We start from the raw sequence: 25854 nt of genomic DNA on the forward strand, positions 1-25854 counted from the left end.
TGATTTATTGTTGGTTGTTACACGGCCAGGGAGAGCCTGGTCGACTCCACGGGCGCCCCGACTCCGGACGCCAGATAAGGAATAACGTTGCGCACCAGCCCTTCCACATCGAGCTGCTGGCCAAAGTCGGCCAGGGCGATGTCGCGCAGGGCATCGGCAGAGGCCATGGTGAATACGACGGTGCCCAGAGTGAAGTGCAGGCGCCAGAAGAGATCCGCGGGCGACAGGGCCGGATTGGCCTTGGAGATGGCCTGGGTGATCCGCTGCAAAATGGGGCCATAGTGAGCGGTGATAAAGCGGCGCAGGTGGCCCTGGCTGTCGATATAGCCGCGCCCCAGCAGCTGCATAAAGATGGCCGGGCCGTTGGCCCGCACCACCGATAGCTTCATCAGCGGCTCTACAAAGCTTTCAAACAGTTGCAGCAGGGTCAGCTGCTCCTGCTCCATCAGTACCCGCAGGCGGGCATCGAGATCGGGCATAAACAGGCTCAGATAGCGGTCGAGCACCGCCTGGATCAGCTCCTTCTTGGAGCCGAAGTGATAGTTCACCGACGCCAGATTGACGTCGGCCTCACTGGTGATCAGACGCAAAGAGGTATCGGAGAATCCCCGCTCGGCAAACAGCACTTCAGCGGCGTCGAGAATACGGTTTTTGGTATCGATTTTACTCACTGGACACCTCACTTAAACGAATGTTTAAAAAGTACGTTTCATAACGTGAAGTGTCAAGAGAATGTGAATGGGTGTTAGCGGAATGTTTTTCGATGAAAAAAGCAAAGTGGGCGGAACTTAGTCAAAAAGCAGGACTCTATATCTATGCCACTGCAATTAAACATTAAGTCTCGCCCAACCTGCACCATGCTAGTTGGGCCTTTTTTTGCACGTTTGTTACCGGTTTGCGGCTTGCAGGCAAAAAAAACCGCCGCAGGGCGCGACGGTGGGGAAAGTGAGTTCGCGTCATCCTGACGGCAAACTGTCGATGCGAGTTCAGGCATTTATCGACGGGGGCAGTATGCCAGCCAGAGCCCCTCAGACTATGTCAGCTTCGCGGTATTTTGTGACAAAGTGTGGCAAGCACTGGCGTGGCCCACGCTGCCGCTCTTTGCTATGCTGCCCTTTCAAAATATGAGGGGAGATAAGATGAAGTACCCGGTCGATACCCACACTCACACCATTGCCAGCACCCATGCCTACAGCACCATCCACGACTATCTGCCGATAGCCAGGGCCAAGGGGATCAAGCTGTTCGCCACCACGGATCATGGCCCCGAGATGGCCGATGCCCCTCATGTCTGGCATTTTGCCAACTTGCCGATATTGCCAAGAGTGGTGGACGGGGTAGGGATCCTGCGGGGTATCGAGGCCAACATCAAAAACCTGGAGGGGGAGATCGATTTTCCCGAGCGTTACGAGTCGCGCCTCGACATGATCATGGCGGGTTTTCATGAGCAGGTATTCCCTCCCTGCGATCAGGCTACCCACACCCAGGCGATGATCAACGCCATCAAGAGCGGTCGGGTCGACATGATCAGCCACCCGGGCAACCCCGCATTTCCCATCGACATTCAGGCGGTGGTCAAGGCGGCGGCCGACTATCGGGTGGCGCTGGAGATCAACAACTCCTCCTTCATTCATTCCCGCCCGGGGAGCGAAGGCAACTGCCGTGCCATAGTCGAAGCTGCGCGAGATCTGGGGGCCTATCTCACCTTCGGCTCCGATTCCCACGTGGCATTTACTCTTGGCGATTTTGACCACTGCCACCGTCTGGTGACCGAAGCGGGCTTCCCGCAAGAGCGGATCCTGGTGCGCTCCCCCCGCGCCCTGCTCGAATTTCTCGAAAGCCGCGGCCGGGCCCATATCCCCGAGTTTGTCGATCTGTAAATCGGGCTCTAACACCATGAGCCAACTCATAAAATCGAGCTGGCTCAATTGACTTGCCGGTCATTTTTTATGAATGTGGAGAGCAACAAGCCGGTATAGCTCAGTTGGTAGAGCAGCGCATTCGTAATGCGAAGGTCAGGAGTTCGATTCCCCTTATCGGCACCAGATCGTGAGGGCAGGTTTCATTTGTGAAACCTGCCCTTTTTACATGGCTTTTGCCAAGGCTCGCTCCACATAGAGATAGCCAATCCCCATCACCTGCTGGGCGCGGCTGAGCTGGCCGAAACGGATATGGGTGGCGTTGACCGCATCGCTGCAGTCGAACGGGTTGGCGCCGGTCTGACTGACGATCTTTTGCAGCCAGGTTTCACCAAAGTGGCAGCTGCGGCCATAGAGCCAGATGCGGTTGATGTTGAGGATATTGAGGAAGTTGTAGAGGCTCAGGCCAATGGCGCGGGCCCCTTCGTCCACCAGGGCGCGGATCATGGCATCCCCCTGATGGTAGAGCGTGAGCAGTTGTGCGGTATCCAGCTCTACACCAGTCTGCGCCGGGTTGTCGGCACTGGCTTGTTGTTTGAGAAAGACCCGGGCCCGTTTCTTGATGGCAAACAGCGAGGCGACTGTCTCCAGGCAGCCATAGCGGCCGCATGCACAGGCGCTGCCGTCCGGATTGATGATGGTGTGCCCTATCTGGCCGCTGCCAAACAGGGCGCCCCGGTAGATCTGGTCGTTGATGATAAAGGCCGAGCCGATGCCGTAATCGACGTTGATGACGCAAAAATCCCCGTTCCCTTCCCGGTCCTGCCACTTCTGGGCCAGCGCCAGCATGATGCAGTCGTTATCCACCATCACCTCGCAACCCAGCCGCTCCTCCAGCAGGTACTTGAGCTCGACCGGTGCGTGCCAGGGTGCTTGCGGCATGGTTTGTGATACCCCGGTCGCCGGGTTGACCTGACCGTGTACCGCCAAGGCCAGCCGGATCGCCAGTCCCTTGTGGCGGCGCTTGTGCTGGTAGTAGTGCGCTTCAATCAGGCGCAGCAGCTCATCGGGGGTTTGCGGGGCAATCTTCTGGTCACAGAACTCACCCTGCGGGGTGATCAGGTTATCCACCAGGATGCTTTCCAGATGGGTGGGGCTGATATTGAGGCAAAGAATGGCCCCTTGGCCGCTGGCAATGCGGTAGCTGCCGCCATTGATACCGCGCTGGGAGAGGTTCTGATCGCTGTGGCTGATGGCGCCATCGGCCACCAACTCGTCAAGGATCTTGCTGACCGCCGGAATGGAGAGCTCGCAGTGGCGCGCCAGGGTGGACTTGCTCGCCTCTTTTAGCTGATAGAGCAGGGCAAGCAGCACCTGCTTGTTGTGGTGGCGGACCTTCTGGTTGTTCAACCCTATGCTCATCGCTTCACTAAACTCCGCTTACTGTATTGCGTGATCTTTCAGCAATTAATGCAGGTTTAACCATTCTAATCTGGTCTCACTGAAAACTTTACTAACAAATGTTGAGTGAGGCGAGATTAATGAGAGCTGATGTCAAGGTCTGGGTAGAGACCATCTCACTGCCGACCTACGAGGTAGGCGCCGAAGATCCCAACCCCATGTTTCTCGAGAAGCGGGTCTATCAGGGCTCCTCGGGGGCTGTCTATCCCTATGGGGTGATCGACACCCTCACCGGCCAGAAGCAGATGAAGTCCTATCAGGCGGTCTGGCTGGAGAACGACTTTATCAAGGTGATGCTGCTGCCGGAGTTGGGTGGCCGTATCCACCGTGCCTACGACAAGGTGATGAATCGCGACTTTGTCTATTACAACGAGGTGATCAAACCGGCGCTGGTGGGGCTGGTGGGGCCCTGGATCTCCGGCGGCATCGAGTTCAACTGGCCCCAGCACCACAGGCCCACCACCTTTATGCCGGTGGATTTCACCATTACGGAACGGGAGGGGGGCGCCAAGACCGTCTGGCTCGGCGAGGTGGAGCCGATGCGTGGTCTGCAGGTGATGGCGGGCTTTACCCTCTATCCCGACAAGGCGCTCATCGAGATCACTGGCAAGGTGTTCAACGGGAACGACACGCCGCGCCACTTCCTCTGGTGGTCCAACCCGGCGGTGAAAGGGGGCGATGCCCACCAGAGCGTCTTCCCGCCCGATGTGACCGCCGTCTATGACCACGGCAAGCGCGACGTCAGTGCCTTCCCCATCGCCCGCGGCACCTACTACAAGGTGGACTACTCCGCCGGGGTCGATATCTCCCGTTACCGCAATATCCCGGTGCCCACCTCCTATATGGCGGACAAGTCTGACTACGACTTCGTCGGCGCCTATTGCCATGACGAACAGGGCGGCCTGTTGCACGTGGCGGATCACCACGTTTCTCCGGGCAAGAAGCAGTGGAGCTGGGGTAACTGCGATTTTGGTCTGGCCTGGGATCGCAACCTGACCGATGACAACGGCCCCTACATCGAGCTGATGACCGGGGTCTATACCGACAACCAGCCTGACTTTACCTGGCTGGATGCGGGGGAGGAGAAGGTGTTTGTGCAGAACTTCCTGCCCTACAACACCCTCGGCACCCTGCAAAATGCCAACACCCGCGCCGCCATCAAGCTGGAGCGTAGCGAGGACGGTCTGTTGTGCGGTGCCTACGCGATTGCGCCGCTGTGCCACGCCCGTTTCGAAGTGAGTGATGAGGGTGGCGTGCTGTTCACCCAGACGCTAGATCTGCAGCCGGGTCAGGCCTGGCTTGAGCCGCAAGCCATCACCAGCGAGGGACGCTTGCAGGTACGCCTGCTGGATGAGCAGGGCCAGCCGATCCTGAGCTATCTCGAGCATCAGCCCGCAGGCGAAGCCCTGCCTGATCCTGCCACCGCGCCGGAGCCCGCCGTCAATCTCGACTCGGTCGACGAGCTCTACTTCATCGGCCAGCATCTTGAGCAGTATCTGCACGCCAGCCGCTCGCCCTTTGATTACTACCTGCGGGCACTGGAGCTGGATGGCGGCGACTATCGCTGCAACCTGGCGCTAGCAACGCTGGAGTACAACCGCGCCAACTATGAGCAGGCGCTGACCTACGTCAATCAGGCACTGGTCCGTGCCCATCGCCTCAACAAGAACCCCCAGTGTGGCAAGGCGAGCTTGCTGCGTGGCCACATCGAGGAACGTTTGGGGCAGTTCGATGCCGCCTTCGATGACTTCTACAAGGCGACCTGGAGCGGTAACTGCCGCGACAGCGGCTTCCTCGGGCTGGCTCGCATCGCCATGGTGCGCCGGGATCCCGCGCAGGCGCTGCAATTTGTCGAGAAGAGTCTTGCGGTCAACGGCACCCACTACGGCGCTATCGCCCTCAAAGGGTTGGCGCTGCTGGAGTCTGGCCAGCGGGAGGCAGCCATCGCCTATATCGACGAGCAGCGCGTTCGTTATCCACTTCACTATCAACTGGCCTTCCTGCGCTGGCTGGCAAGCGAGCAGCCGACCGATCTCGAGGCGCTGCGCACCCTGTGCAACGGGCGCGGGGTGAATCTCTGCTTCCTGGCAAGCGATCTGCTGGCATTGGGACGTCCCGAGCTGGCGCAGCAACTGCTCTCAACACTGCCGGTGGAGGAGACCCTGCCGCTGCTGTTCCAGGCTGCATTGTTGCCGGAAGGTGAGGCGCAGGATGCCCTGCTGCAACGGGCCGAGCAGGCCTTTGGCCGCAAGGTGCGCTTCCCCAATACCCTTGGCGAGGTGGCGATTCTGGCGCAACTGCCTCACAGCTGGTTTGCCAGCTATCTGCTGGGCTGTTTCCACTACAGCAAGCGCAGCTACCCGCAAGCCATTGCCCTGTGGCAGCAGGTGTGCGAGCAGGCGCCCGGGTTTGCCCCGGCATGGCGCAACCTTGGCATCTATCACTTCAACAAGAGCGGCGATCCGGTGGCGGCCGAGCAGTGTCTGAGCCGAGCCTTTTCCCTCAAGCCGGATGATGCCCGCTTGTTGTTTGAACTGGATCAGCTGCACAAGCGCTGCGCCATGGCGCCAAGCGAGCGGTTGGTGCTGCTGGAGGCGCATCGTGAGGTGGTCCTCAAGCGCGACGATCTGACCGCCGAACTGCTCAGTCTCTATCACATCACCGGCCAGCTGGAGGTGGCGGCAGAGATCTTGCGGCTGCGCGAATTCCACCCCTGGGAGGGGGGCGAGGGTAAGGTGACCGGTCAGTACCTTATCAATCAGCAACACCGGGCGTTGGTGTTGATGATTCAGGGACGCCACGAGCAGGCTATTCCGTTGCTGCAACAGGCGTTGCACTACCCCCTCAATCTGGGGGAGGGACGTCTGGTTGGACAGACCGACAACGATATCCATTACCTGTTGGCGCTCTGCCATCTGGCCTGTGACAACCAGAGTCTGGCGGCCCAGTGCCTGCAACAGGCTTGCCTCGGCCAAGGATCGCTCGGGGCCAGCCGCTACTACAACGATCAGCCGGTGGATTATCTCTTCTATCAGGGTATGGCGCTGGCACGTCTTGGTCGGGTTGCGGAGGCGCAGCGTCTCTTTGAAGGAATGGTCGGCTGGGCCGAGCAGGCGATGGGCGAGTCTGTCGAGGCGGACTTCTTCGCCGTCTCACTGCCGGATCTCATCGTGCTGGATGACGACCCGAAGCACAAACATCGCCAGCACTGTCTGCTGGTCAGAGCTCTCGGTCTGTTAGGGCTGGGTCAGCGGGATGGTTGTGAACAGACCTTGCGAGAGCTGCTCACCCTTAACCCGGCTCACGACAAGGGACACCTTTTTGCCCTGATCTGCCGCGAGCTGTCACTCCACTCATAACTCTCATAACAAAAACCGGCGCCCCGCCACGGTGAGGGGCGCCACTGCACCCTACAATCGACAAGATAGAAAGGATGAGTCATGGAACGCACGAAAAATCAATTGGATACGAATGGGCTCAATATGAGCTACATCTGGATGATCTGTTTGGTGGCCGCCTGCGGTGGCCTGCTGTTTGGTTATGACTGGGTGGTGATTGGCGGGGCCAAGCCCTTCTATGAGGCCTATTTTGCCATCACGGATCCGGCCCAGTCCGGCTGGGCCATGAGCTCGGCGCTGGTGGGCTGCGTGCTGGGGGCCGCCATCTCCGGCTGGTCAGCCGATCGCTTCGGTCGCAAGAAGCCGCTGATCCTGGCTGCCATCCTCTTCACCATCTCGGCGTGGGGCACGGCTGCGGCCAGCAACTTCGATCTGTTTGTGGTTTATCGCATCATCGGCGGGATCGGCATCGGTCTGGCTTCTGCGCTCTCGCCCATGTACATCGCCGAGATCAGCCCGGCCAACAAGCGCGGCAAGTTCGTGGCCATCAACCAGCTCACCATAGTCATCGGTGTGCTGGCGGCTCAGCTGGTGAATCTGATGATCGCCGATCCGGTGGCAAGCAATGCGACTCAGGCCGATATTCTGGCGACCTGGAATGGACAGTCCGGTTGGCGCTGGATGTTCGGTGCCGAACTGGTACCTGCGCTGGCGTTTCTGGTGTTGATGTTCTTCGTGCCGGAGTCGCCGCGCTGGTTGGCCAAAGATGGTCAGTATGAGAAAGCCTCCCGCATGCTCGGCAAGATTGGCGGGGATGCCTATGCCAAGCAGACCCTAGCCGATATCCGCCAGACTCTGGTGGGCGAGACCCACAAGGTCTCGCTGGCGGAGCTGGGCAAACCCTCGGTGCGGCCGATCCTCATCATTGGGATTGTGCTGGCGGTGTTCCAGCAGTGGTGCGGCATCAACGTGATCTTCAACTATGCGCAGGAGATCTTTGCCTCTGCCGGGTTTGACATCAACAGCACCCTTAAATCCATCGTCGCCACCGGTCTTATCAACCTGCTGTTTACCCTGATTGCGCTGCCCATGGTGGACAAGATTGGCCGCCGCAAGCTGATGCTGATTGGCTCGGCGGGACTGACCATCATCTACGGCATGATGGCGGCGGCCTATGCCACAGGCGTACTGGGGATGCCGGTGCTGCTGCTGGTATTGGCGGCGATCGCCATCTATGCCTTGACCCTGGCGCCGGTCACCTGGGTGCTGCTCTCGGAGATCTTCCCGAATCGGGTGCGTGGGCTGGCGATGTCGGCCGGTACGCTGGCGCTCTGGATCGCCTGCTTCGTGCTGACCTACACCTTCCCGCTGCTCAATGCCGGGTTGGGGGCTGCGGGCAGCTTCCTGCTCTATGGCCTTATCTGTTTTGCCGGTCTCATTTTTATCTATCGCAAGGTGCCCGAGACCAAAGGGGTGACGCTGGAGGCACTGGAAGCCCAACTGGCCCAGGGCAAGGTCGAACTGACGCCGACCAAGGCGAGCGCCTCGGCATGACGGTTTACACATTAAATAACCCGCATCTTCGGATGCGGGTCTCTGCACAAGGGGCCTGCCTGCTGGGGCTGGAGGATGACAAAGGGCGCCCGCTGTTGCGCGACACGGACCTGGCGCAGCCCTGGCATCCCGGCCAGAGCGCGCTGTTTCCCATGTTGCCGCTGGCCAACCGGGTCGCAGGCAACCGTTTTGAGTTATGGGGGGAGGAGCATCGCTTGCCAGAAAGTCCCGTCGATCCCGACTTTTTCCTGCATGGCGATGGCTGGTTGCAGCCATGGCTGTGGGTGGCGGGTTCTACCAGTTCGGTGACGTTGCAGTTGACCAGCCAATGCGGCCCTTTTCACTATCTGGCGGAGATAGACTATCGGCTGCATGGTGCGAGCCTGGTGGCGCGGATCAGCCTGACCCATCTCGGGGAGAGCCCCTGTCTCTACGGCGCGGGTTTTCACCCCTTCTTCTGGCGCGACGAGCAGACGAAGATTCGTTTTCTGGCGAGCGGCGTCTGGCAAGAGGGAGCAGATCATCTGCCGATCGACTGGTCGAGCAGGCTGGCGCCCCATCTCGATTTTCGCCTGTGGGCTCGCCCGCAAGGGTGGCTCAACCACTGTTACGGCGGCTGGCGCGGTCAGGCCGAGATTGACCATCCTGCCCGCCAGCAGCGGCTGCTGGTTTCAAGCGAGTGTGCCTTCCTGATGCTCTATCAGCCCGATGAGGGGAGTGGCTTCGTCTGTCTGGAGCCCCAGAGTCACGCCGCCAATGCCCACCACCTGGCCGGTCACCCCGGTTTGCGGCTACTCGCCAGAGGTGACCGCATGAGTATCGGTATGACCCTGACAGTGGCGTCCGGGGGCTGATAATGATCTGGCTTGTGGTATTGGTGAACGCAAAGAGCCACCCGTCGGGTGGCTCTTTTTATGGCGGATTATCCTGCGTGTTACCTGATCTCCGGTCAGGCTATCTCCATCTCTGGCTGTGGTGTCGAGTTGTGTTGGCTGGTCAGCTTGTCGATGCGCACCGCTGCCACCTTGAACTCGGGGATCTTGGCGTGGGGGTCGGTGGCATTGATGGTGAGCCGGTTGGCCGGGGCTTCGGCAAAGTGGAACGGGATAAAGACCACGCCCGGTTGCATCCGCTTGGTGACGAAGGCGGGCAGCTCGATATGGCCGCGGCGGCTGGTGACCTTCACCCGCTCACTGTTGCTGATGCCCATCCGCTGCGCATCCACCACGCTCATCATCACCCGCGGGCCAGCCAGCTTGTCGAGCCCCTTGGTCTTGCGGGTCATGGTACCGGTGTGGAACTGCTCCAGCAGGCGGCCGGTAGTGAGCACGATGGGATAGGTCTCGTCGGGCAGTTCGGCGGCATAGCGGAACGGGGTGGCGACCATCTCCCCCTTGCCACGGGTGAACTGCTTGCCGTGGAGCAGGCGAGTGCCTTCGTGCGTCGCGTCGTTGCAGGGCCACTGTAGCCCTTGTACACCCACCTTGTCCCACTGGATGCCGGCGTATTGCGGGGTGACCCGGCAGATCTCGGCGGTGATCTCTTGGGCGTTCTGATAGCGCCAGTCGCCGCCCATGGCGTTGGCGATCTGCTGGATGATCCACCAATCCTCCCGCGCCTCACCCGGTGCCTTGAGGGCGGGGGAGATGCGCTGAACTCGCCGCTCGGTGTTGGTGAAGTGGCCGCTCTTCTCGGCAAAGGAGCAGGAGGGGAGCACCACATCGGCGAGCTGGGCAGTTTCCGAGAGGAAGATATCCTGCACCACCAGAAACTCCAGCTGCTTGAGCCCTTCGATGACGTGGTGCTGATCCGGATCGCTCAGCACCGGGTTCTCCCCCATCACGTAGAGCCCCTTGATGCTGCCCGTGCAGGCGGCATCGATGGTCTCGGTGAGGGTAAGCCCGGGCGTGCGCGGCAAGTCTGGCTGCTGCCAGGCTGCCACGAAGCGGGCATGCACCTCGGGGTTGGCCACCTTCTGATAGCCGGGCAGGCAGTTGGGCAGCGCCCCCATGTCACAGGCGCCCTGCACGTTGGATTGGCCCCGCAGCGGGTTGATGCCACCCCCTTCGATGCCGATGTTGCCGCACAGCAGTTGCAGGTTGGCGATGGCGCGCACGTTGTCGTGGCCGGTGGTGTGCTGGGTGATCCCCATGGAGTAGTAGACTGCGGTGCGCTCGGCGGTGCCGATAAGGCGCGCGAGCTCGATCACCTGCTCGGCCGGTACGCCGGTGACGAGGGCGACCTTGTCCGGTGCATAGGCCGGGGAGAGCACCTCCGCTTGCAGCGCTTCGAACCCTTCTACTCGTGCGGCGATATAGGCCTTGTCGTGCCAGTTGTTCTGGATGATCTGCTGCATCAGGCCGTTGAGCAGCATCACGTCGGTGCCGGGGCGGTGGGCCAGATAGAGGCTGGCGTGGTCGGCCATCTCGATCCGCTTGGGATCGGCCACTACCAGCCGCGCCTTGCCCATGGTGACGGCCCGCTTGATATGGGAGCCGATGATGGGGTGGGCCGCCGAGGTGTCGGAGCCGATGATGAAGATGAGATCCGAGTGATCAATGCTCGGGATGTCGTTGGTCATGGCGCCGCTGCCAAGTGACGCTTCCAGCCCGGTGACGGTGGAGGCGTGGCAGAGCCGCGCGCAGTGATCTACGTTGTTGGTGCCAAGCTCCCGGCGAATGAACTTCTGAAACAGGTAGTTCTCTTCGTTGGTGGTTTTGGCCGACGAGAAACCCGCCAGTGCATCGCTGCCATAGCGCTGGCGCAGGGCGGTGAAACGCTCGGCCACCAGGGCGATGGCCTCCTGCCAGCTGGCGGGCACCAGCTTGCCATCCTTGCGGATGAGCGGTGTGGTGAGGCGCTCCTCGCTCTGGATAAAGTCAAAGCCGAAGCGTCCCTTGACGCAGAGCAGCCCCTGATTGACCGGCGAGTTGCGATTCCCCTCCACATAGCGGATGCGGTTGCGCGTCTCATCGACGTAGAGGGTGACACCGCAGCCGACCCCGCAGTAGGTGCAGATGGTATTGACCGGCGTGAGCAGTTCGGTGCGCCCCTGCGACTTGTCGCGGGCATCCACCAGGGCGCCGGTGGGGCAGACCTGTACACAGGCACCGCACTGCACGCAGTGGGAGTCGCCCATCGAGAGTCCCGTGTCGAACTGCGGCCGGTTCGAGAGGGTACCATCGTTGTTTTTGGCAAAGCGCAGCACACCCTGTACCGCCTGCTCACCACAGGTCTGCACGCACTGGCCGCAGCCAATGCAGCGGTTGGCATCGAACACGATAAATTCGCTGCTGTTATCCACTGCAAACTTCTGGCACTGGCTGGTATCGAGAGCGCTCTGCTCGACCTTGTATTCGGTGGCGTAGTCGCGTAGAGCACAATCGGTGTTGGCCTGACAGCCGCACTCGAGGCAGCGGCTGGCCTCACTGCGGGCATCGGCATCGTTCAAACCGCGCTCCACCTCGGCAAAGCTGCCCTCGCGATCCTGCTCTGCCAGATGGGGCATGATGCTGCGGGCGACTTTTTTCAGGTGAGCAAACTGGGCGGGATCGACCTGCTTGAGTGTGGGAGCCTTGCAGGCGTTGAAGGGGCGAACCGGATCGATCATGTCACCGTGAAGGAACTGATCGATGGCCAGCGCGGCCTTGCGACCATCGGCGACCGCCTCGATGGCGGTGGCTGGCCCGCGGCGCAGATCGCCGATGGCGAACAGGTTGCCGTGGCCGCTGTGCATGGTCTCGGGGTGGGACTCTAAAGTCTGCCAGCGGGTGAAGGGGAGGGTGAGGGATTCCCCTTCCATAAAGCTGAGATCCGGCTGCTGCGACACTGCCGCAATCACGGTATCAAACTCTTCAAGGAAGAACTCGCCGGTGGGCTCCGGGCGGCGGCGACCGGAGGCGTCCGGCTCGCCGAGAGCCATCTTCTCGAGGCGCACCTGACAGACGCGACCACAGCTATCCGGCAGATTCTCAACCGGATTGGTGAGCATCAAAAAGCGCACCCCTTCGTGCTCCGCCTCGTCGATTTCGTACGCTTCGGCGGGCATCTCGGCGCGGGTGCGGCGATAGATAAGGGTGGTTTCAGCCCCCAGCCTGACCGCCGTGCGGGCGCAGTCGATGGCGGTATTACCACCCCCGATCACCGCAACCCTATTGCCGGTGGTGAGCCGCTTGGCTAGCATCCGATCCTTGAGGTAATCGACCCCGAGATAACAACCGGCCAGGGTGCTGCCCGGGTAATCCATCGGCACCGCCTTGGAAGCGCCAACCGCCAGACAGACCGCATCATAGTCGCGGTACAGAGCCGAGAGGCTGAGCTCCTGCCCCAGTCGCTGGCTGGTGTGGATCCGCATGCCGCTCTGGCACATCAATGCGATCTCCTGATCGAGGATCGCCTTGGGCAGCCGGTATTCAGGGATGCCGTAGCGCAGCCAGCCACCCGCTTCGGGCATCGCCTCGAACAGATCGACCTCGAACCCCTCGTAACCCAGATAGTAACCGCAGGTGAGGCCGCCCGGGCCGCTGCCGATAATGGCCACCCGCTTGCCCTTGGCGGGCTTCTTTGCCGGTTGATAGGGGGCAATCTCGGCCAGATCGAGATCGGCGGCGTGACGCTTGAGCTGACGAATGGCCAGCGGTTCATCCACCAGCGCGCGGCGGCACTGTGCCTCACAAAAAGCAGGGCAGACCCGGCCGATGGAGAGGGGCATTGGCAGGGTCTGCTTGATGACGGCCATGGCCGCCTGGTGATCCCCCATGGCGATGTGGTGCAGATAGGATTGAATGTCTACTCCGGCCGGACAAGCGCGCTGGCAGGGGGCTTCGCAATCGGCGTAGTGATCTGCGAGGATGCGGCCGAGCGCCTGCTGGCGGTGTGCGCGCAGGGTATCGCTTTGGCTGGTGATCACCATCCCTGCCTCGGGGCGCGTCTCGCAGGCGCGGCGGATGCCGAGACCGGCAATCTCGACCACGCAGAGATCGCACGGCGTCTTGGGGGCGCTGGTGTTGTCACCGCACAGGGAGGGGATGTCGATCTGGTGCTGTTTGGCTATCTGGAGCAGGGTTCTGGTCGGGTCAACCGTCAACTGAGCCCCATCGAGGGTGATGGTGATCATGGCGTCATAAACTCGCTTTCAAGGCGCAGAAAATGCTGCATCTGGCGGAGCCAGCAGGGGAAGCGACAGGGAGGCCGCTTGCTATACGCTCACCATAACAAAGATTATTTACAACTTTATTTGATTTTAGACAGCTTATTGTTCAAAAGGGAAAACGATTTCAGGTTGTCTTGTCTACCTCATCGGCTCGGCGCATCGTTGAGAACCATTCCTGTTAAAGCAAGCGATTCATTGTTTTATTGTCAGTTTATGCGTCTGGTAGAAGAGAGGCCACTCTCGCTCACGGTAGGCGTGATCCGCCAGTAGCACCATTTGTGATGCAACTTATTTTGCATAAATGGTGGCTCAAGGCATGCGGTGCATGCGGAGCAAAGGGGGTGGGTGGCACTCGGCTGGATAGACGGTTGCTGGATAGGGGGCGGGCATGCGTGAGTGGCGAGCCCGACACAAAGAAAATGGCCACCTTTTCCAAGGCGGCCATTCACGTTGTCGATCGGTGCCCTGTTGGCCCAAAGGGTTGGTCGCAGGAGATCAGCCGGATATCAGGGTCGGCAGTCGGGCTTGCCAGATCTGATGCCAGTGCTGCAGTTCACTGCGCGGCATAGGGCGGGCGGTAAAAAAGCCCTGACAGATATCGCACCCCAGCTTGGCCAGCAGTTGCCAAGTCTGCACATCTTCCACCCCTTCGGCGACTGATTTCAGCCCCAGCTTGCGTGCCAGCTCGATGCTCGACTCGATGATGGCCAGACGGGAGGGGTCGGCATAGCAGCGATCGACAAAAGATCGATCAAGTTTGAGCTCGGTAAACGGCAGCAGCGCCAGCTGCTGCATCGAGGAGTAGCCGGTACCGAAGTCATCGATGGAGAGGCCAAAGCCGTGCATCCGCAGCCGGGTCAGCACCTCCAGTGCCTTGCCGATATCCTCGACAAACGAGCTTTCGGTCACCTCCAGGGTGATCAGCTCGGGATTGACGCCCCAGCGCTGGCACTGGTTGATCAGGAAGTGGCAGAGATCTCCCTCAATCAGCGAGGTGGTGGAGAGATTCATAGACAGATTGAGGGATAGGCCGGTCTGGCCCCACAGATGGCAATCCTGCAGCGACTTGTTGATGATGACATCGGTCAGCTGGTCGATAAGGCCGTTGTTTTCCGCCAGCGGGATAAACATGCCGGGGGAGATCAGCCCGTATTCCGGATGCTGCCAGCGGGCCAGCGCTTCCATCCCCACCCACTGGCCGGACGCAAAGCCGACCTTGGGTTGATACCAGGGCAGCAACTGGTCGTTGTCGAGGGCGCGTTTGAGCTCGTCCACCGAGAGGACGAGGCCATCGTCCTTGCCCGAGGGGGCCGACTTGGGTGCCCAGGAGTCGATCAACTGGCGCAGCCGCTGCGGGTTGGAGGGTTTCTCGATGCGACCCAGCACATGAAGACCATAGGCCGCGCTCATGCGCAGCACTGCTTCCACCACGTCATCTTCCAGCGCGCTGGAGAGGATGATGCCGCCCCGAAAGCCGCCCAGCGAGAGGCGGCGCAGCAGCGCCATGCCATCCATGCCGGGCATCCGCAGATCGCAGAACAGGATGTCGACAGTGTGGCTCTGGTATAACGCCAAGGCTTCGATGCCGTCTGCGGCCTCCAGTAGTTGCTGATAACCGAGCGCCCGGATTTGGTGCATCAGGGTCTTGCGTTGAAAACCGTGATCCTCGACCACCATGATGACCAACTCGTCTGCCGTTCTACTCATCGAGCCACAATCCCATTTCACGTTCAATATTGTTCATCTGTTCTTCCACTCTCTGTGTCAGCAGCGCGAGCTCGCTCAACTGTTTGAGGCGGGCCGCCGATTCCAGTTGCGCCGCCTGCTCGGCCAAGGAGATCTCCCCGACCATTCTGGCTGCCCCTTTGATGCGGTGGGCGATCTCCACCAGCTCCTGGCTATCATCGGAGGAGAGCGCGCTCATCATAGCGTGGCAATCTTTCCGGTTGGAGGCCAGATACTCCCTTGCCATGCTTTTGGCAATATCTTCATCGCCAAACAGATCTTGCCAGCGACCGATCATGTCGAGATTGATGGCCTGTCGTGCGTGCACTCTCTCTGTGATCGTAGTCGCGGGCAACCACCGCAGCAGCATCTGGCGCAGTGACTCCAGCGAATAGGGTTTGCACAGCATGCCGTTCATGCCGGCTGCCGTCATATTGGCTGCCGCCTCCTCCGAGGTATCGGCGGTGACGCCGATGATGGGGGCTTGCTCCCCTTGTTCCCGCAGGTGGCGGGTCAGGGTGTAGCCATCCATGTGTGGCATGTGGCAGTCGGTGATCAGCAGGGCGAAATCCCGGGTTTGCCAGGCGCGCAACGCCTTCTCGCCATCTTCCACTACCTCGCACTCCACCCCCAGAATCGCCAGCTGACGGGTCAGCAGGGCGCGATTGACCAGATGGTCATCGGCGACCAACACCCGCCCGCCCAGTTTTTCGATGCTGGCGGTATGGGCGGCCACGGTTCGCTCGGTGATCAGCTCGCGGCAGCTTTCGAGCAACAGATCCGGGTAGAGGGGGGATTGGCCGAGGCGCCACCATTTCTCCGAGCCCATGCGTCCCCGCAACGCTTCGCGGGGGGAGAGGATGACCCCCTTGAGGGTGCCGGATTGCAGCAAGGTGTGCCAATCGTTCCCCAGACTGGACTCCAGCGCGGCCTCTTCCGCCAACAGCAGGCCGTCGAGATCGGCGGTGAGCTGGTGGATATCGAGGGGGGTTAACCGGGCTCTGTCGATGAAGTGGAGCTGCTTGCATTGGAGGGGGGGATGACACTTCTCCATGTGTCAGAACCACAGGGGGATGCCTTGGCGCGTAGCGGCTTGAGTTGGCAGAGTCTGATCCTTGGAGGCGAACATGCACGCTTCCCCTGAGCAGCAACTCTCTTTTATTGCCTATCTGCAACGCATCTTTACCGAAGGCGATTTTGTTGCCACTTACAAGTGCGCCTTGCTTCACGGGATTGCAGATATCGCAATTGAGCGCAGTACCGAGACCCATGAGCTGATGGCGGCGCGCACTATTACGCTGGACGAACTGGCCACCAAGTTTGTGGAGCTCTATTGGCAGCACAGTCTGCCCTACTCGGCGACGGGAGAAACGGCCACCTTGCTCAAACAGAGCAGCGGTCGTCAGGCCATCATGCTGACGGAGTTGTCCCGGCTGCGTGAAGAGGGGGTCCGCTCGGTAACTGCACTGCGTCGTCACGACGCCTGGCGGCCTCTTCTTGCCCGAGTTCGGCGCATCCTTGTTGAGGGACCCTTGTGGCGTCTGCAGATCCTGGGTGGGCGAGAGGAGTGCCACCTCTATCCTCATCAAAGGGGCGCGGATCATATCTGCCTTAACCCCGGCATTCTCTACTGTCTCCACCGCTTTTACGATCTGGTGGTCTCCCTCTCCCGACAGCATTGGTTACAGCTTATCTGCGACATCAAGGGTAATCAGCCACTGATTGGCCCAAGTGTGGGGTTGGAGAATTTTCTATTTGGTTCAAGCCGTCAGGCACTGGGGCGAGTAGGAGAGGTATTGAGGGACTTGCAGGGAGGAACCTGTTTTTACTGTAACAAGGCGATACACGGGAGTGGTGAGGTAGACCATTTCATCCCCTGGCGTCGTTATCCAATCGATTTGGGCCACAACTTCGTACTGGCACACGCCAACTGTAACCGGAGCAAACGGGATTTTCTTGCCGCTCCCGAGCACAGGGATGCTTGGTACGAGCAGAATATCCTGACTCACGGGGCGTACCTCACGGATGAGCTGGCCCCTCTGGTGAGCGTCGATGCCGAGCGTTCTACTGCCATCGCCACTTGGGCCTATCAGCAAGCACTCCTTGAGCATGCCAGGTTGTGGCGTGGTATTGACCTGTTTGTGGACGTGACAGCCCCCAGTGTGAATATTCCTCTGCGCTTTCTGTGAGACGTTGAGGCTTTCACCCTAGATAAACTCGATAAAAAAGGGCCACCTCTTGCGAGGTGGCCCTTTCCAAACGTTTGGTGGAGTTCTTTAGACCTAAGATGCATAGAACGAATGAACGAACTAATTATTTTCAATTAAAACAATGTTTTATAATGTGATCTTTTTAAAATAGGAATTTTTTTAGGTAAATTTGTTCTGTTTTTCCACGGTCTGTGGACAACCTCCCCCGCATAGGGGTGACTTTTTTCCTGATTTTACATAGTTGGTTTTTGAGTGAACTTCTGATGAGTTGCTCGCTTGTAGCCAACGTTAGGCCGGTCTTACCCTAGATACAGGTCGATGCTCTTTCTAGACCTTCAACGCCTTCATCACCTCCTCCACGGCTGCCAACCTACCTCGTAAGGAACGATACTCCTGACAGGTATGCCTAAGCGCATTCTCAATAGTCTTCTCTAGCGCGGGGAAATCTGCTCGTAGCTCGTTGTATTCAGCGAACGTGGCCTGGTATTCCTGAATTTCAAATCGATAAGATTTCGCCTTAGCCTCCAATTCTTCCAGCCCCTTTCGCACCTCATCCTTCACTTCCACGACAGCCTTTTGCTCGACCTGAGTCACTGGAACCTGTGGGCCAAGTAGATCCTCCCGAAAGGTAGCCTCATCAAACAGCTGCGCTTTGACGTAATTTGGACGAAACCATTTATTGCCCACACTGCGCCTATTCAAAAGACCCATACCGACCAACTTGTTCAGGTGGCGGTATATGAGTCCATAGTATTTATGTTTTGATGGGCGCTTGAACTTGTCACCAAATACCGCGATTACGCACTCCTGTGCAGTGAAATCGTTCAGCTGTAACCGAATTAGTGCAGTGTAGAGTACGGTTGGAAGCCACACAGTTTGGGAGCCCATAGGTAACCCTCAGTCTCGAAAGACAACAATTAGTAGGAATCAAAATTAGGGTGAGGATTATAGTCCTCATCATTGGGTCAGACAACCTGAGAGATAATAGTAAGCTCTTACGAGGTTACTCATTGGCCCCGTTGGGGCCATGGTTAAAGGTGGTATTATTTTTCGGGAAATTAATTGTTTACTTAAATATAAATAGATTTGTAGACTAATTTGTTTATGTCTTTCTCTCTATCATATGGGTACAGATCTCGATAAACAGAGGCTGCCAAGTCAGAGACTTCCTTGCTAAGAATATCAAGAGCATCATCTTTTTCAACATTATTGAAAATTGACTGAACCTCATCTGGAGATTTTAGTGAATCTCTTAGAGTTTTATCATCCTTTAACTTTTGCAGCCAGAGATCAAGCCTGTGAAGAAGTAGCAGGGGAAAGTATTCAGGACATGTCAGTTGAGCATCCATGTGATACGCAATGCTAGTTAAGTCAAAGCTAGTAAGATTTTTGGCTACTTTCTTTTTATAATCTGGCATATCGGCCACAATATTCTTCATCAACCGAACGACTTTCTTAAGGCTTCCTCCATAAATAAAGTCCTTATCATCAACTTTCTTAATGTGAAGAAAAGGTTTGTTTTCGATGAACGCATGCTTTTCTTTATCGTAAATTCTCACACCGCGATCATGTTGTTGACCTGAACGTTGATAATCATAAGTGTCATACCAACAACTTGGGACAATATCAACCTTTCGAGCAAGGCTGCCACCACTTATTGAGATTGATTTTTTATTCGAGCAGTCAACAGTTGCTTGATGGTATCGGCTTGTCAGTTTAACTTCTGATGCCAAGCGGATTTCTTTAACTTTATCGAGCATAGGCCGCTTGTCAGAGGTATCTGTGTAGTTAGTTGATGGAAGTGCTGGTTGTTGGACAAGAACTACATCTCTTTTAAGAATCAACATATCGACATCGGAGTGTCCTTCAATATGAATATCTAAAGCGACAGAACCTTGAAGCCTGAATTCAGTATTAATATGGTCTGTTTCTAGCATGCCAACCAATGTATTAGCTACACGCGCCCCTTCATCTATTGAAACTTGAGTTGATTTAGCGCTCACTGGTGCCATTGCACCAATTACATACTTTATCGCATCACTGTCTTTGACCTTTTCATAACTTTCTTGTGGGCGATAATCATATGCAGCAGATAATGCAGTATAACCTTGATCAAGTGCATAGCGCTGAGCCGTACCCTGACGCCTTTCCTTCAATTTTTTCAAACGGTCACTAAAGTTGATCATTTATCACCTCGCGTCAGGTACATTTTTCCGAAAGTTCTTCTTCCATTACTATTAAAATATGCAGCTTCACCAGAAGTTAGTTCCTTATCAAAGATAACTTCACAGTAACCTCTATGTGAGTTCAACTCGTGGAACTGAGATGCATCAGGAGAATTACTATAACTATAATGAAGAACCCAGCCACCACGGGTTCCTGATTTTTTGGCAAGAGTTGCCGTATAGCTTTCGCTGGAGCTTTGTTTGGTTTTTAAGTTTATAGAAATCTTTTCCCAATTCTGCTCAATATCAATTTCAGCTTCCCAGCTATACTTTATAACACCGTCATCTTCGGAAAGCGTTTCACCTCTGACAGACCAAACACCATTTAAATCTGGAATTTTAAACAGTGGTACTTTCCATACATAGTTATTAAAAGTCCAATGTAAGGCAAAATATACAACAGCAGTTGAAACTGTTGCTCCAGCCATAAAACTGAAACCATCTACTTGGTGCAACCATAGAATAACGCTTGATATCAAACCAGTAAGAATAACTGATGCAGTTCCGAGATATCGACCAATTGTCGTTCTACTATGACCAAAAACAGCGTAATCATGCATATACCAATCCTTTCATGAGTAATAACATAATCCTGCTATTCATCGCTCTTTATTGGCTTGTGCCAAGATGCTGGCAGCCAGGGTCTTTGACGTTTCGCTGTACTTGCTGCTTTGTAGCACCATGGAGGCAAACGTCTCCATTTCAGCCCCAGTTTGCTTCCCAGCCCTAGCCTGAGACAGCGCGGAAGCCGCAAGGGAGCGCGCAGTGGCAGAGGAGGTTGTATCGTTGAGCACCTGCCCAGCAAGTGTTGCGACTTTATCGGAGGTCGTTTTACGGTTAGTTGTCATGACTATATCCTGTGCTTTGATTTTTATTTTGATACTATATGTGGTGCTGTATGTTTAAACAGCACAAACATATCCGATCCGATTGAGGCGATCAAGGAAAACGATTGATGTATCAGTAAGGTTGTTTTTCGAACTGATTGGGGAGCTTGGCAACAGCTATTCAACTATTTGATTTTTATCATTTTTATTGCTATTGCCACTCAAGTGGGGGGGGGGGATAACGTAATGTTCATGTATGGTGCAGTAAGCGCCATAGCTTCAATGACTTGGCGTTGAGACAGGCTTCCGCTAATGCAGGGACAGTTCGACTGCACTTATGGCACTTGGGCTTGGTTAGCGAGCATTCGCTGAGAACTGAAAGTAATCAATAACGGTGGGTTAGCAATGGATGGACACTACATCAACCTTTTCATGTGGGGATATCAAAGCCACTATCGGATTCAAATTCAGAGGTTAGCTCGCGATGTGCTTAAAAGACTGGGGGCTCCTTCAGAAGCGGAAGTGATTCTAGTTGGTGCTCGAAGCCCAAATAGCGATAACCGGAACCCAGTGTGCATCGAGCCAGAAGATGGAAAATGGCAGCTGTCATTATTTGATGGCCTAATTGATTCTATTGAATTTGCTTACAACAACCATGAAATGCAGAATTTGTATTTTGGTGATGCTCCGAGTATGCGTGATAAGCCGGAGTGGATGCGCCAAGATTCAGTGCGTACATCGGTAGAGCAGGCATTAAAAAAATTTGATGAAGAGTATCATGTAACTTCGTTCTGCGGAGCAGCTAGGCGCATTGATGACCACTATGTAACTCCTGTTATACAGATCCCAAATAGCCTGTTCTTGCAGCATCCCCCATTAGATCATCTGCCACTCAGAAAAGGCAATAATCAAAATGGATATCGTAGTCTCATCCATTCAGCTATGGCGGCTGTTCTGCATGAGGCAACGGAGGGGTTAAACAAGCCTGAACCTGGACGTTTTTCACATCGTGGTATGAGAGAGGCAGAAGAGATCGTCCGTATTGCTGCGAAAAATTTCATGCACACCCCAGGGTTATCAATCGAACGGCAGTACATGCATGACGATCTGTTTGCTACGTTGAATCTTGTTTCTTCCTTAATGTATGAAGGCTCGAAGGGAATTGGGCATCTTATCCTTGTTGACCCCAAGAATGATGTAGTCGAATTTATGGTTAAGTTTGCTGAGCCTGTGACGCTTCATGAACCAAGGTGGGTTAGGAAAGTTTTACAGATGGCGACTACAGGTATTGATATTATTGCGGACAGCCAGCGCATCTATGGACTGGGGCGACTTAAGGAATGGCATGATTCCAGTAACCAAGATGCATTTTTAGTCGTCTTTATCGACCATTATCACTGGGAGTTGCGTTGTGGCAATCAAGCATTACTTCGTAGTCATTATGCTGAACCTAAATTACCTCAAGAACCTTTTGATAAGGCTGCGTTCCTGGCAAATTATGCTCGACTCTTTCCAGAAACATCACATGAAAATGGATTAAATCTGTGGCATTTGATGATGGCTCAAGTTCGCCAAGAACACGGAAGTATGATTGTTGTTGCCAAAGATGCGGCTAGTGAAGCTCGTCGCCTTAGCAAGCAAGGTACATGTATTGAGCCCACTCTTCTTTCTGAAGAATTACTCCGAAGCGTCAGTGGCATCGATGGAACCATAATTCTAGATCCTGCGGGCTTCTGTCATGCTATCGGGATCATTCTTGATGGCGAGGCGACCGAACAGTGTACGCCATCAAGAGGCTCTCGCTACAACTCTGGAGTACGCTATGTTCATAAAGGAAGTCATCGAAGACTAGCTATTGTCGTGTCTGATGACCGGACTGTTGATATCATCCCTATGCTCAGGCCATTGGTAAGTCGTAGCATGATTGAGCAGCATGTAGCTAGGTTAGAAAATGCAACTATCGAAAATTTCCATGATCCTAGAAATTGGTTAGATAAACATCGTTTCTATTTAAATTTAGACCAATGCTCTAGAGTAAATAATTCACTTGAACGACTGGATAATCTCCCGAAAGAATTTTACCACCTTTATTTTTCCATAGAAAAATTTGAAGTCCATCCCGAAATGGATGAAAGCTATTTAACTGATGTATAGCGAGAGGATGGTATTCTGTACATCATATATTGACACTATTATGTGTACCGCTAGGTATATGAACGAGCAGCGGTGAGGTAAACTACATGACCTAAAATCACAGACACCTAGGGTCATGTAGTTAAGATCTGCTTATATATAGAAGGGATGATATTAGCGGGCCGACTCGGTGCTCCCCAAAGCCCTCATCACCTTCTCCACAGCTGCCAGCCGTCCCCTTAAGTCTCGGTATTTCTGACTGGTATTCCGAAGTGCATTATCAATAGTAATTTCTAGCGCGGGAAAATCTGTTTGCAGCATATTGTATTCAGCAATTGCTGCCTGGCACTCCTGAATTTCAATGCGGTAGAGGCTCGCTTTCGCGTTTAACTCATCTAAGAGAGCATCGTTCGATTGCTTTTTATACTCCTGAGCCTCCTGAGCCTCCTGAACTTCCAGCTCTCCCTGAGTCGCAGGGCCAATTAGTTCCTCTTGAAAGTTCACATCATGAAATAGAGGGGTTTTAACGAAACTTGGATACGATCGGACATCATCAACATTTCTCCGTTCCAGGAAACCCGCGTCAACCAACCTCATCAGATTACGATAAACGAGGCCATATCGCCTCTTATGGGCCTGATTGTACTCTGATTCACCAAAGACTGCGTTCAAGCACTCTGTTGTAGTGAAATCATCCATCTGCAATCGAATGAGTGCGGTATAGAGTGCGGTTGGTAACCACACAGTCTGGGAGCTCATAAGCAATCCTTGGTCTCGAACGAAAACATTTAGTGGGAATCTAAACTTGATTGCGGATTATAATCCGTGGTCGTTAGCCAGACAACCAGAGATAGTGCTCGCCAGTGAGAGGCGAGACATGCAAGATCTAGCAAAAAAATTTGGTGATGCTGTACGTAATAGACGGCTTCAATTGGGTGTATCGCAAGATGCACTCGCATATGCGGCCGAACTTGATAGAAGCTACGTAGGACGAATTGAGCGTGGTGAGGTTAATATCACCTTGGAAAAAGCTTATCGTCTTGCTAGGGTAATGGGGTGTGACATTCGCGACTTGCTGCCATAGATATATTTGCCAATTAATTATCTCTTCACCCAGATACAACTAAATTTTCCCATAATTATTCACAGTGATGGCGATTAGCATCATTGCCAGCTTTAGCATCTGCCTAAACACCTTTTTTGACCGTCATTGAACTCAGCTATCCATTCCAAAGGGAACTAAAGTGAGCGCAGCAGTGAAGACAGAGAGAACATGGGTATTCGTGTTGTTCATGCTCTATCACCTCTTGAATGCATCGATCCTGTTCATTCAGCCTGTCTATGACTGGTTTAACGATGAATACTCACTGACTGGGCTATATGTACTGCTCATGCCCTATCTCTGGGGCCTGATAACGGTACTGGGGGCGATTTTGTTCTTGTCAGACCGCTCTTGGAAATACCTGGCAGGCAATCTACTCGGTGGTTCAATTCTTCTCTTTTGGTGGCTTAGACTGGCATCCCAATATTAGTGAGTATCGTCAGGCATATGAATGAGTAGACCGAACGGCATTATCTTGGGGGTGGATTCATGCTGCGCAAGCTGCAAGCTCACAAGAACCATTCGAAACGAAAACGAGCTCCCGCCTTGTCTATCTACTGGTTGCTGTAGCGCCCCACAGCAGCAATAAATCGAGTTTTTCATTATCTCCGGTCTGAGATGTTCAGCCTGTATCTCCATCCTCATTACCAGCTCTGCTGTTTTGCTGCATGTGTTATATTCGGCTCAAACATTGAGCCGAATGATGGGCTGGGTCGGCTCATTATTGAGACCCTAGCACGTTGGATGAGGAAATAATGGAACCATTTTGGATTTGGCAACAAGCTGATTGGCCCCATTTTCGTTGGCGGGATAGCGAGATATTGCCCAGATTACGGCATGTGCAACGCAGGCTGGGAATTCTTCTTGGTAGCCACTCAAGATTGGGGAACTCCGACCAAACGTTGGATACGTTACTGGCTAACATCATCGCTTCTTCTGCTATCGAAGGTGAATGCCTCAATGCTCAATCCGTGCGTTCTTCCCTGGCTAGGCGGTTAGGGGGATCACAAACTCCGTCCTATCCCGTGTCAGATCGCTCAGAGGGGCTCGCGGCCATGATGCTGGATGCCATCGACAACCATGAACAACCACTGACAATTGAACGACTTTACCAATGGCATCGTTGGCTGTTCCCCGCCAACGAATGGTCGGTACAGCCAGTGAATGTAGGGCAGTTGCGAGGAGATGAGCCGATGCAGGTTGTCTCTGGGCGTGTTGATCGCCCCATCGTGCATTTTGAGGCACCACCCAGAGCGGCCCTTGACGATCAACTGGCCGAGTTCATGCTCTGGTTTAACCAGACTCAGCATGACCCCACGATGGATCCACTGCTTCGTGCGGCGATCTGTCATTTCTGGTTCGTGACCCTGCATCCCGTTGATGATGGCAATGGGCGGCTCACGCGGGCATTGACCGATCTCGCGCTGTCACAGGCTGACAGCCACAGCATCCGGCTGTATGCCATGTCAGTTGCGATTCTAGAACGGCGGGCTGACTACTATCGGGCACTGGAGTCAGCGCAGAGGGGATCGCTAGATATTACCTCCTGGATCTGTTGGTTCCTCGACACACTGGATTACTCCATAGAGTTGGCATTACAAAGTATCGCTCGTAGCCTTGCCAAGGCATTTTTCTGGTTGCGGCACTGTAATGACGATCTGAGTCCAGAGCAAACCAAAGTGCTGAATCGTTTACTGGATGGCGGCGAACAGGGTTTTGAAAATGGCATCAGTGCCAGTCAATATCAAAAAGTCGCCGGAGTTAGTAAGCCCACGGCTACACGCCATCTTGCGCAACTGTTAGATAGGGGGTGCATTGAGAAATTACCTGGTGGCGGACGCAATACACGCTATCAGATCTGCTTACACACCGAGGGAGTTTGAAAAAACATCGCCATGGGAGCGTTAATTTCGTTTGGTAGATGAGATCTGCGATTAACGTACTAATGACGCACTTTAGTTAAATGTTGACGCCATGATGCGTACCATCTGGCATATGGACGAATAAACTTAGCCGACAGTCTTGGCTCTCCACTGACCTTTTGAGCGACAACAAACCATCGAGAACATCGGCATCAATTTCAGGAACATCACCAGCCATGAGATTTGAAAGCAATTTGGTCAGAGCGATACGGACTCTCAGCACTTCGGCAAGCTCCTTTGTGCTCTGAGCTACCTCAAATGGTTGTGATTCGATTAAATCTTCCAATTTTTTACTCATAGACATCAGATACCTTATAATAAATGGCTAGGCCATTTGGCAGAAAAT

Annotated in this window: 18 protein-coding genes, 1 tRNA gene and 2 pseudogenes; 10 read left to right on the forward strand and 11 right to left on the reverse strand. The window is 55.2% G+C overall.

The genetic code is table 11. The features are described 5' to 3' along the window. Window positions 1–17: 17 nt before the first annotated feature. The gene (locus tag I6L41_RS02015) at window positions 18–671 is read right to left on the reverse strand and encodes a TetR/AcrR family transcriptional regulator (protein WP_216961613.1); all 654 of its coding nucleotides are present in this window, start codon (window positions 669–671) and stop codon (window positions 18–20) included. Window positions 672–1139: 468 nt separating this feature from the next. Here I6L41_RS02015 and I6L41_RS02020 point away from each other — a divergent pair, with 468 nt between their 5' ends. Continuing rightward, window positions 1140–1880 carry a phosphatase gene (locus I6L41_RS02020; RefSeq protein ID WP_110302651.1) on the forward strand — a complete coding sequence of 247 codons (741 nt, stop codon included), beginning with the start codon at window positions 1140–1142 and terminating at the stop codon, window positions 1878–1880. A gap of 89 nt (window positions 1881–1969) precedes the next feature. Continuing rightward, window positions 1970–2045: transfer RNA gene (locus I6L41_RS02025), tRNA-Thr, on the forward strand. A 39-nt stretch (window positions 2046–2084) separates the two neighbouring features. On the opposite strand, the gene I6L41_RS02030 is transcribed toward I6L41_RS02025, so the two are convergent. Next, window positions 2085–3281, reverse strand: coding sequence for an ROK family transcriptional regulator (locus I6L41_RS02030; protein WP_254203373.1), 1197 nt, complete (start codon window positions 3279–3281; stop codon window positions 2085–2087). Window positions 3282–3400: 119 nt separating this feature from the next. Between I6L41_RS02030 and I6L41_RS02035 the strand changes: the two genes are divergently transcribed. From I6L41_RS02035 to I6L41_RS02045, 3 genes are all read left to right on the forward strand, one after another. Next, window positions 3401–6679 (forward strand): DUF5107 domain-containing protein, encoded by a 3279-nt coding sequence (locus I6L41_RS02035; protein WP_216961616.1) that lies wholly within the window; start codon window positions 3401–3403, stop codon window positions 6677–6679. 123 nt (window positions 6680–6802) lie between these two features. Then, complete coding sequence (locus I6L41_RS02040) at window positions 6803–8212, forward strand: sugar porter family MFS transporter (protein WP_232489835.1); 1410 nt, start codon at window positions 6803–6805, stop codon at window positions 8210–8212. Further along, on the forward strand, window positions 8209–9066 hold the full coding sequence (locus I6L41_RS02045) for an aldose 1-epimerase (protein ID WP_302054523.1): 858 nt from the start codon (window positions 8209–8211) through the stop codon (window positions 9064–9066). The genes I6L41_RS02040 and I6L41_RS02045 overlap by 4 nt, the downstream gene beginning before the upstream one ends. A gap of 95 nt (window positions 9067–9161) precedes the next feature. Here I6L41_RS02045 and fdhF read toward each other — a convergent pair whose 3' ends face one another. The 3 genes and pseudogenes from fdhF to I6L41_RS02060 all read right to left on the reverse strand — a co-directional run. Beyond that, the gene (gene fdhF / locus I6L41_RS02050; RefSeq protein WP_216961622.1) at window positions 9162–13328 is read right to left on the reverse strand and encodes a formate dehydrogenase subunit alpha; all 4167 of its coding nucleotides are present in this window, start codon (window positions 13326–13328) and stop codon (window positions 9162–9164) included. A gap of 531 nt (window positions 13329–13859) precedes the next feature. Continuing rightward, the gene (locus I6L41_RS02055) at window positions 13860–15071 is read right to left on the reverse strand and encodes an EAL domain-containing protein (protein WP_216961626.1); all 1212 of its coding nucleotides are present in this window, start codon (window positions 15069–15071) and stop codon (window positions 13860–13862) included. After that, window positions 15064–16089, reverse strand: a pseudogene (locus tag I6L41_RS02060) (response regulator); the annotation flags it as partial. The pseudogene I6L41_RS02060 and the gene I6L41_RS02055, both read right to left, overlap by 8 nt. Before the next feature lie 127 nt (window positions 16090–16216). Here I6L41_RS02060 and I6L41_RS02065 point away from each other — a divergent pair. Next, complete coding sequence (locus I6L41_RS02065; protein WP_216961629.1) at window positions 16217–17278, forward strand: HNH endonuclease; 1062 nt, start codon at window positions 16217–16219, stop codon at window positions 17276–17278. Window positions 17279–17626: 348 nt separating this feature from the next. Here I6L41_RS02065 and I6L41_RS02070 read toward each other — a convergent pair whose 3' ends face one another. The 4 genes from I6L41_RS02070 to I6L41_RS02085 all read right to left on the reverse strand — a co-directional run bounded on the left by I6L41_RS02070 (window position 17627) and on the right by I6L41_RS02085 (window position 20372). Next, window positions 17627–18187 carry a hypothetical protein gene (locus I6L41_RS02070; RefSeq protein WP_216961632.1) on the reverse strand — a complete coding sequence of 187 codons (561 nt, stop codon included), beginning with the start codon at window positions 18185–18187 and terminating at the stop codon, window positions 17627–17629. A gap of 182 nt (window positions 18188–18369) precedes the next feature. Then, complete coding sequence (locus I6L41_RS02075; protein WP_216961635.1) at window positions 18370–19485, reverse strand: hypothetical protein; 1116 nt, start codon at window positions 19483–19485, stop codon at window positions 18370–18372. Beyond that, window positions 19482–20084, reverse strand: a complete 603-nt coding sequence (locus I6L41_RS02080; RefSeq protein WP_216961637.1) for a hypothetical protein — start codon at window positions 20082–20084, stop codon at window positions 19482–19484. The genes I6L41_RS02075 and I6L41_RS02080 overlap by 4 nt, the downstream gene beginning before the upstream one ends. Before the next feature lie 39 nt (window positions 20085–20123). Next, window positions 20124–20372, reverse strand: coding sequence for a hypothetical protein (locus tag I6L41_RS02085; protein ID WP_049637249.1), 249 nt, complete (start codon window positions 20370–20372; stop codon window positions 20124–20126). 384 nt (window positions 20373–20756) lie between these two features. Between I6L41_RS02085 and I6L41_RS02090 the strand changes: the two genes are divergently transcribed. Further along, the gene (locus tag I6L41_RS02090) at window positions 20757–22505 is read left to right on the forward strand and encodes a hypothetical protein (protein WP_216961639.1); all 1749 of its coding nucleotides are present in this window, start codon (window positions 20757–20759) and stop codon (window positions 22503–22505) included. A gap of 153 nt (window positions 22506–22658) precedes the next feature. On the opposite strand, the gene I6L41_RS02095 is transcribed toward I6L41_RS02090, so the two are convergent. Next, window positions 22659–23243: a hypothetical protein gene (locus tag I6L41_RS02095; RefSeq protein ID WP_216961642.1), complete on the reverse strand. Its 585-nt coding sequence runs from the start codon at window positions 23241–23243 to the stop codon at window positions 22659–22661. A gap of 118 nt (window positions 23244–23361) precedes the next feature. Between I6L41_RS02095 and I6L41_RS02100 the strand changes: the two genes are divergently transcribed. From I6L41_RS02100 to I6L41_RS02105, 3 genes and pseudogenes are all read left to right on the forward strand, one after another. Further along, window positions 23362–23568 carry a helix-turn-helix domain-containing protein gene (locus I6L41_RS02100; protein ID WP_080989933.1) on the forward strand — a complete coding sequence of 69 codons (207 nt, stop codon included), beginning with the start codon at window positions 23362–23364 and terminating at the stop codon, window positions 23566–23568. 773 nt (window positions 23569–24341) lie between these two features. Further along, window positions 24342–24527: pseudogene (locus I6L41_RS20750) on the forward strand (DUF4172 domain-containing protein); the annotation flags it as partial. Between the two features lie 114 nt (window positions 24528–24641). After that, entirely contained in the window at window positions 24642–25469 is an 828-nt protein-coding gene (locus I6L41_RS02105; RefSeq protein WP_254203431.1) for a Fic family protein, read from the forward strand. Between the two features lie 76 nt (window positions 25470–25545). Here the strand turns inward: I6L41_RS02105 and I6L41_RS02110 are convergent, their stop codons facing one another. Further along, window positions 25546–25806, reverse strand: a complete 261-nt coding sequence (locus I6L41_RS02110; RefSeq protein WP_216961649.1) for a hypothetical protein — start codon at window positions 25804–25806, stop codon at window positions 25546–25548. Window positions 25807–25854: the final 48 nt, after the last annotated feature.

Origin of the sequence: Aeromonas sp. FDAARGOS 1411, from assembly GCF_019047125.1 — a bacterium.
GTDB classification, from domain to species: Bacteria; Pseudomonadota; Gammaproteobacteria; order Enterobacterales; family Aeromonadaceae; genus Aeromonas; species Aeromonas veronii.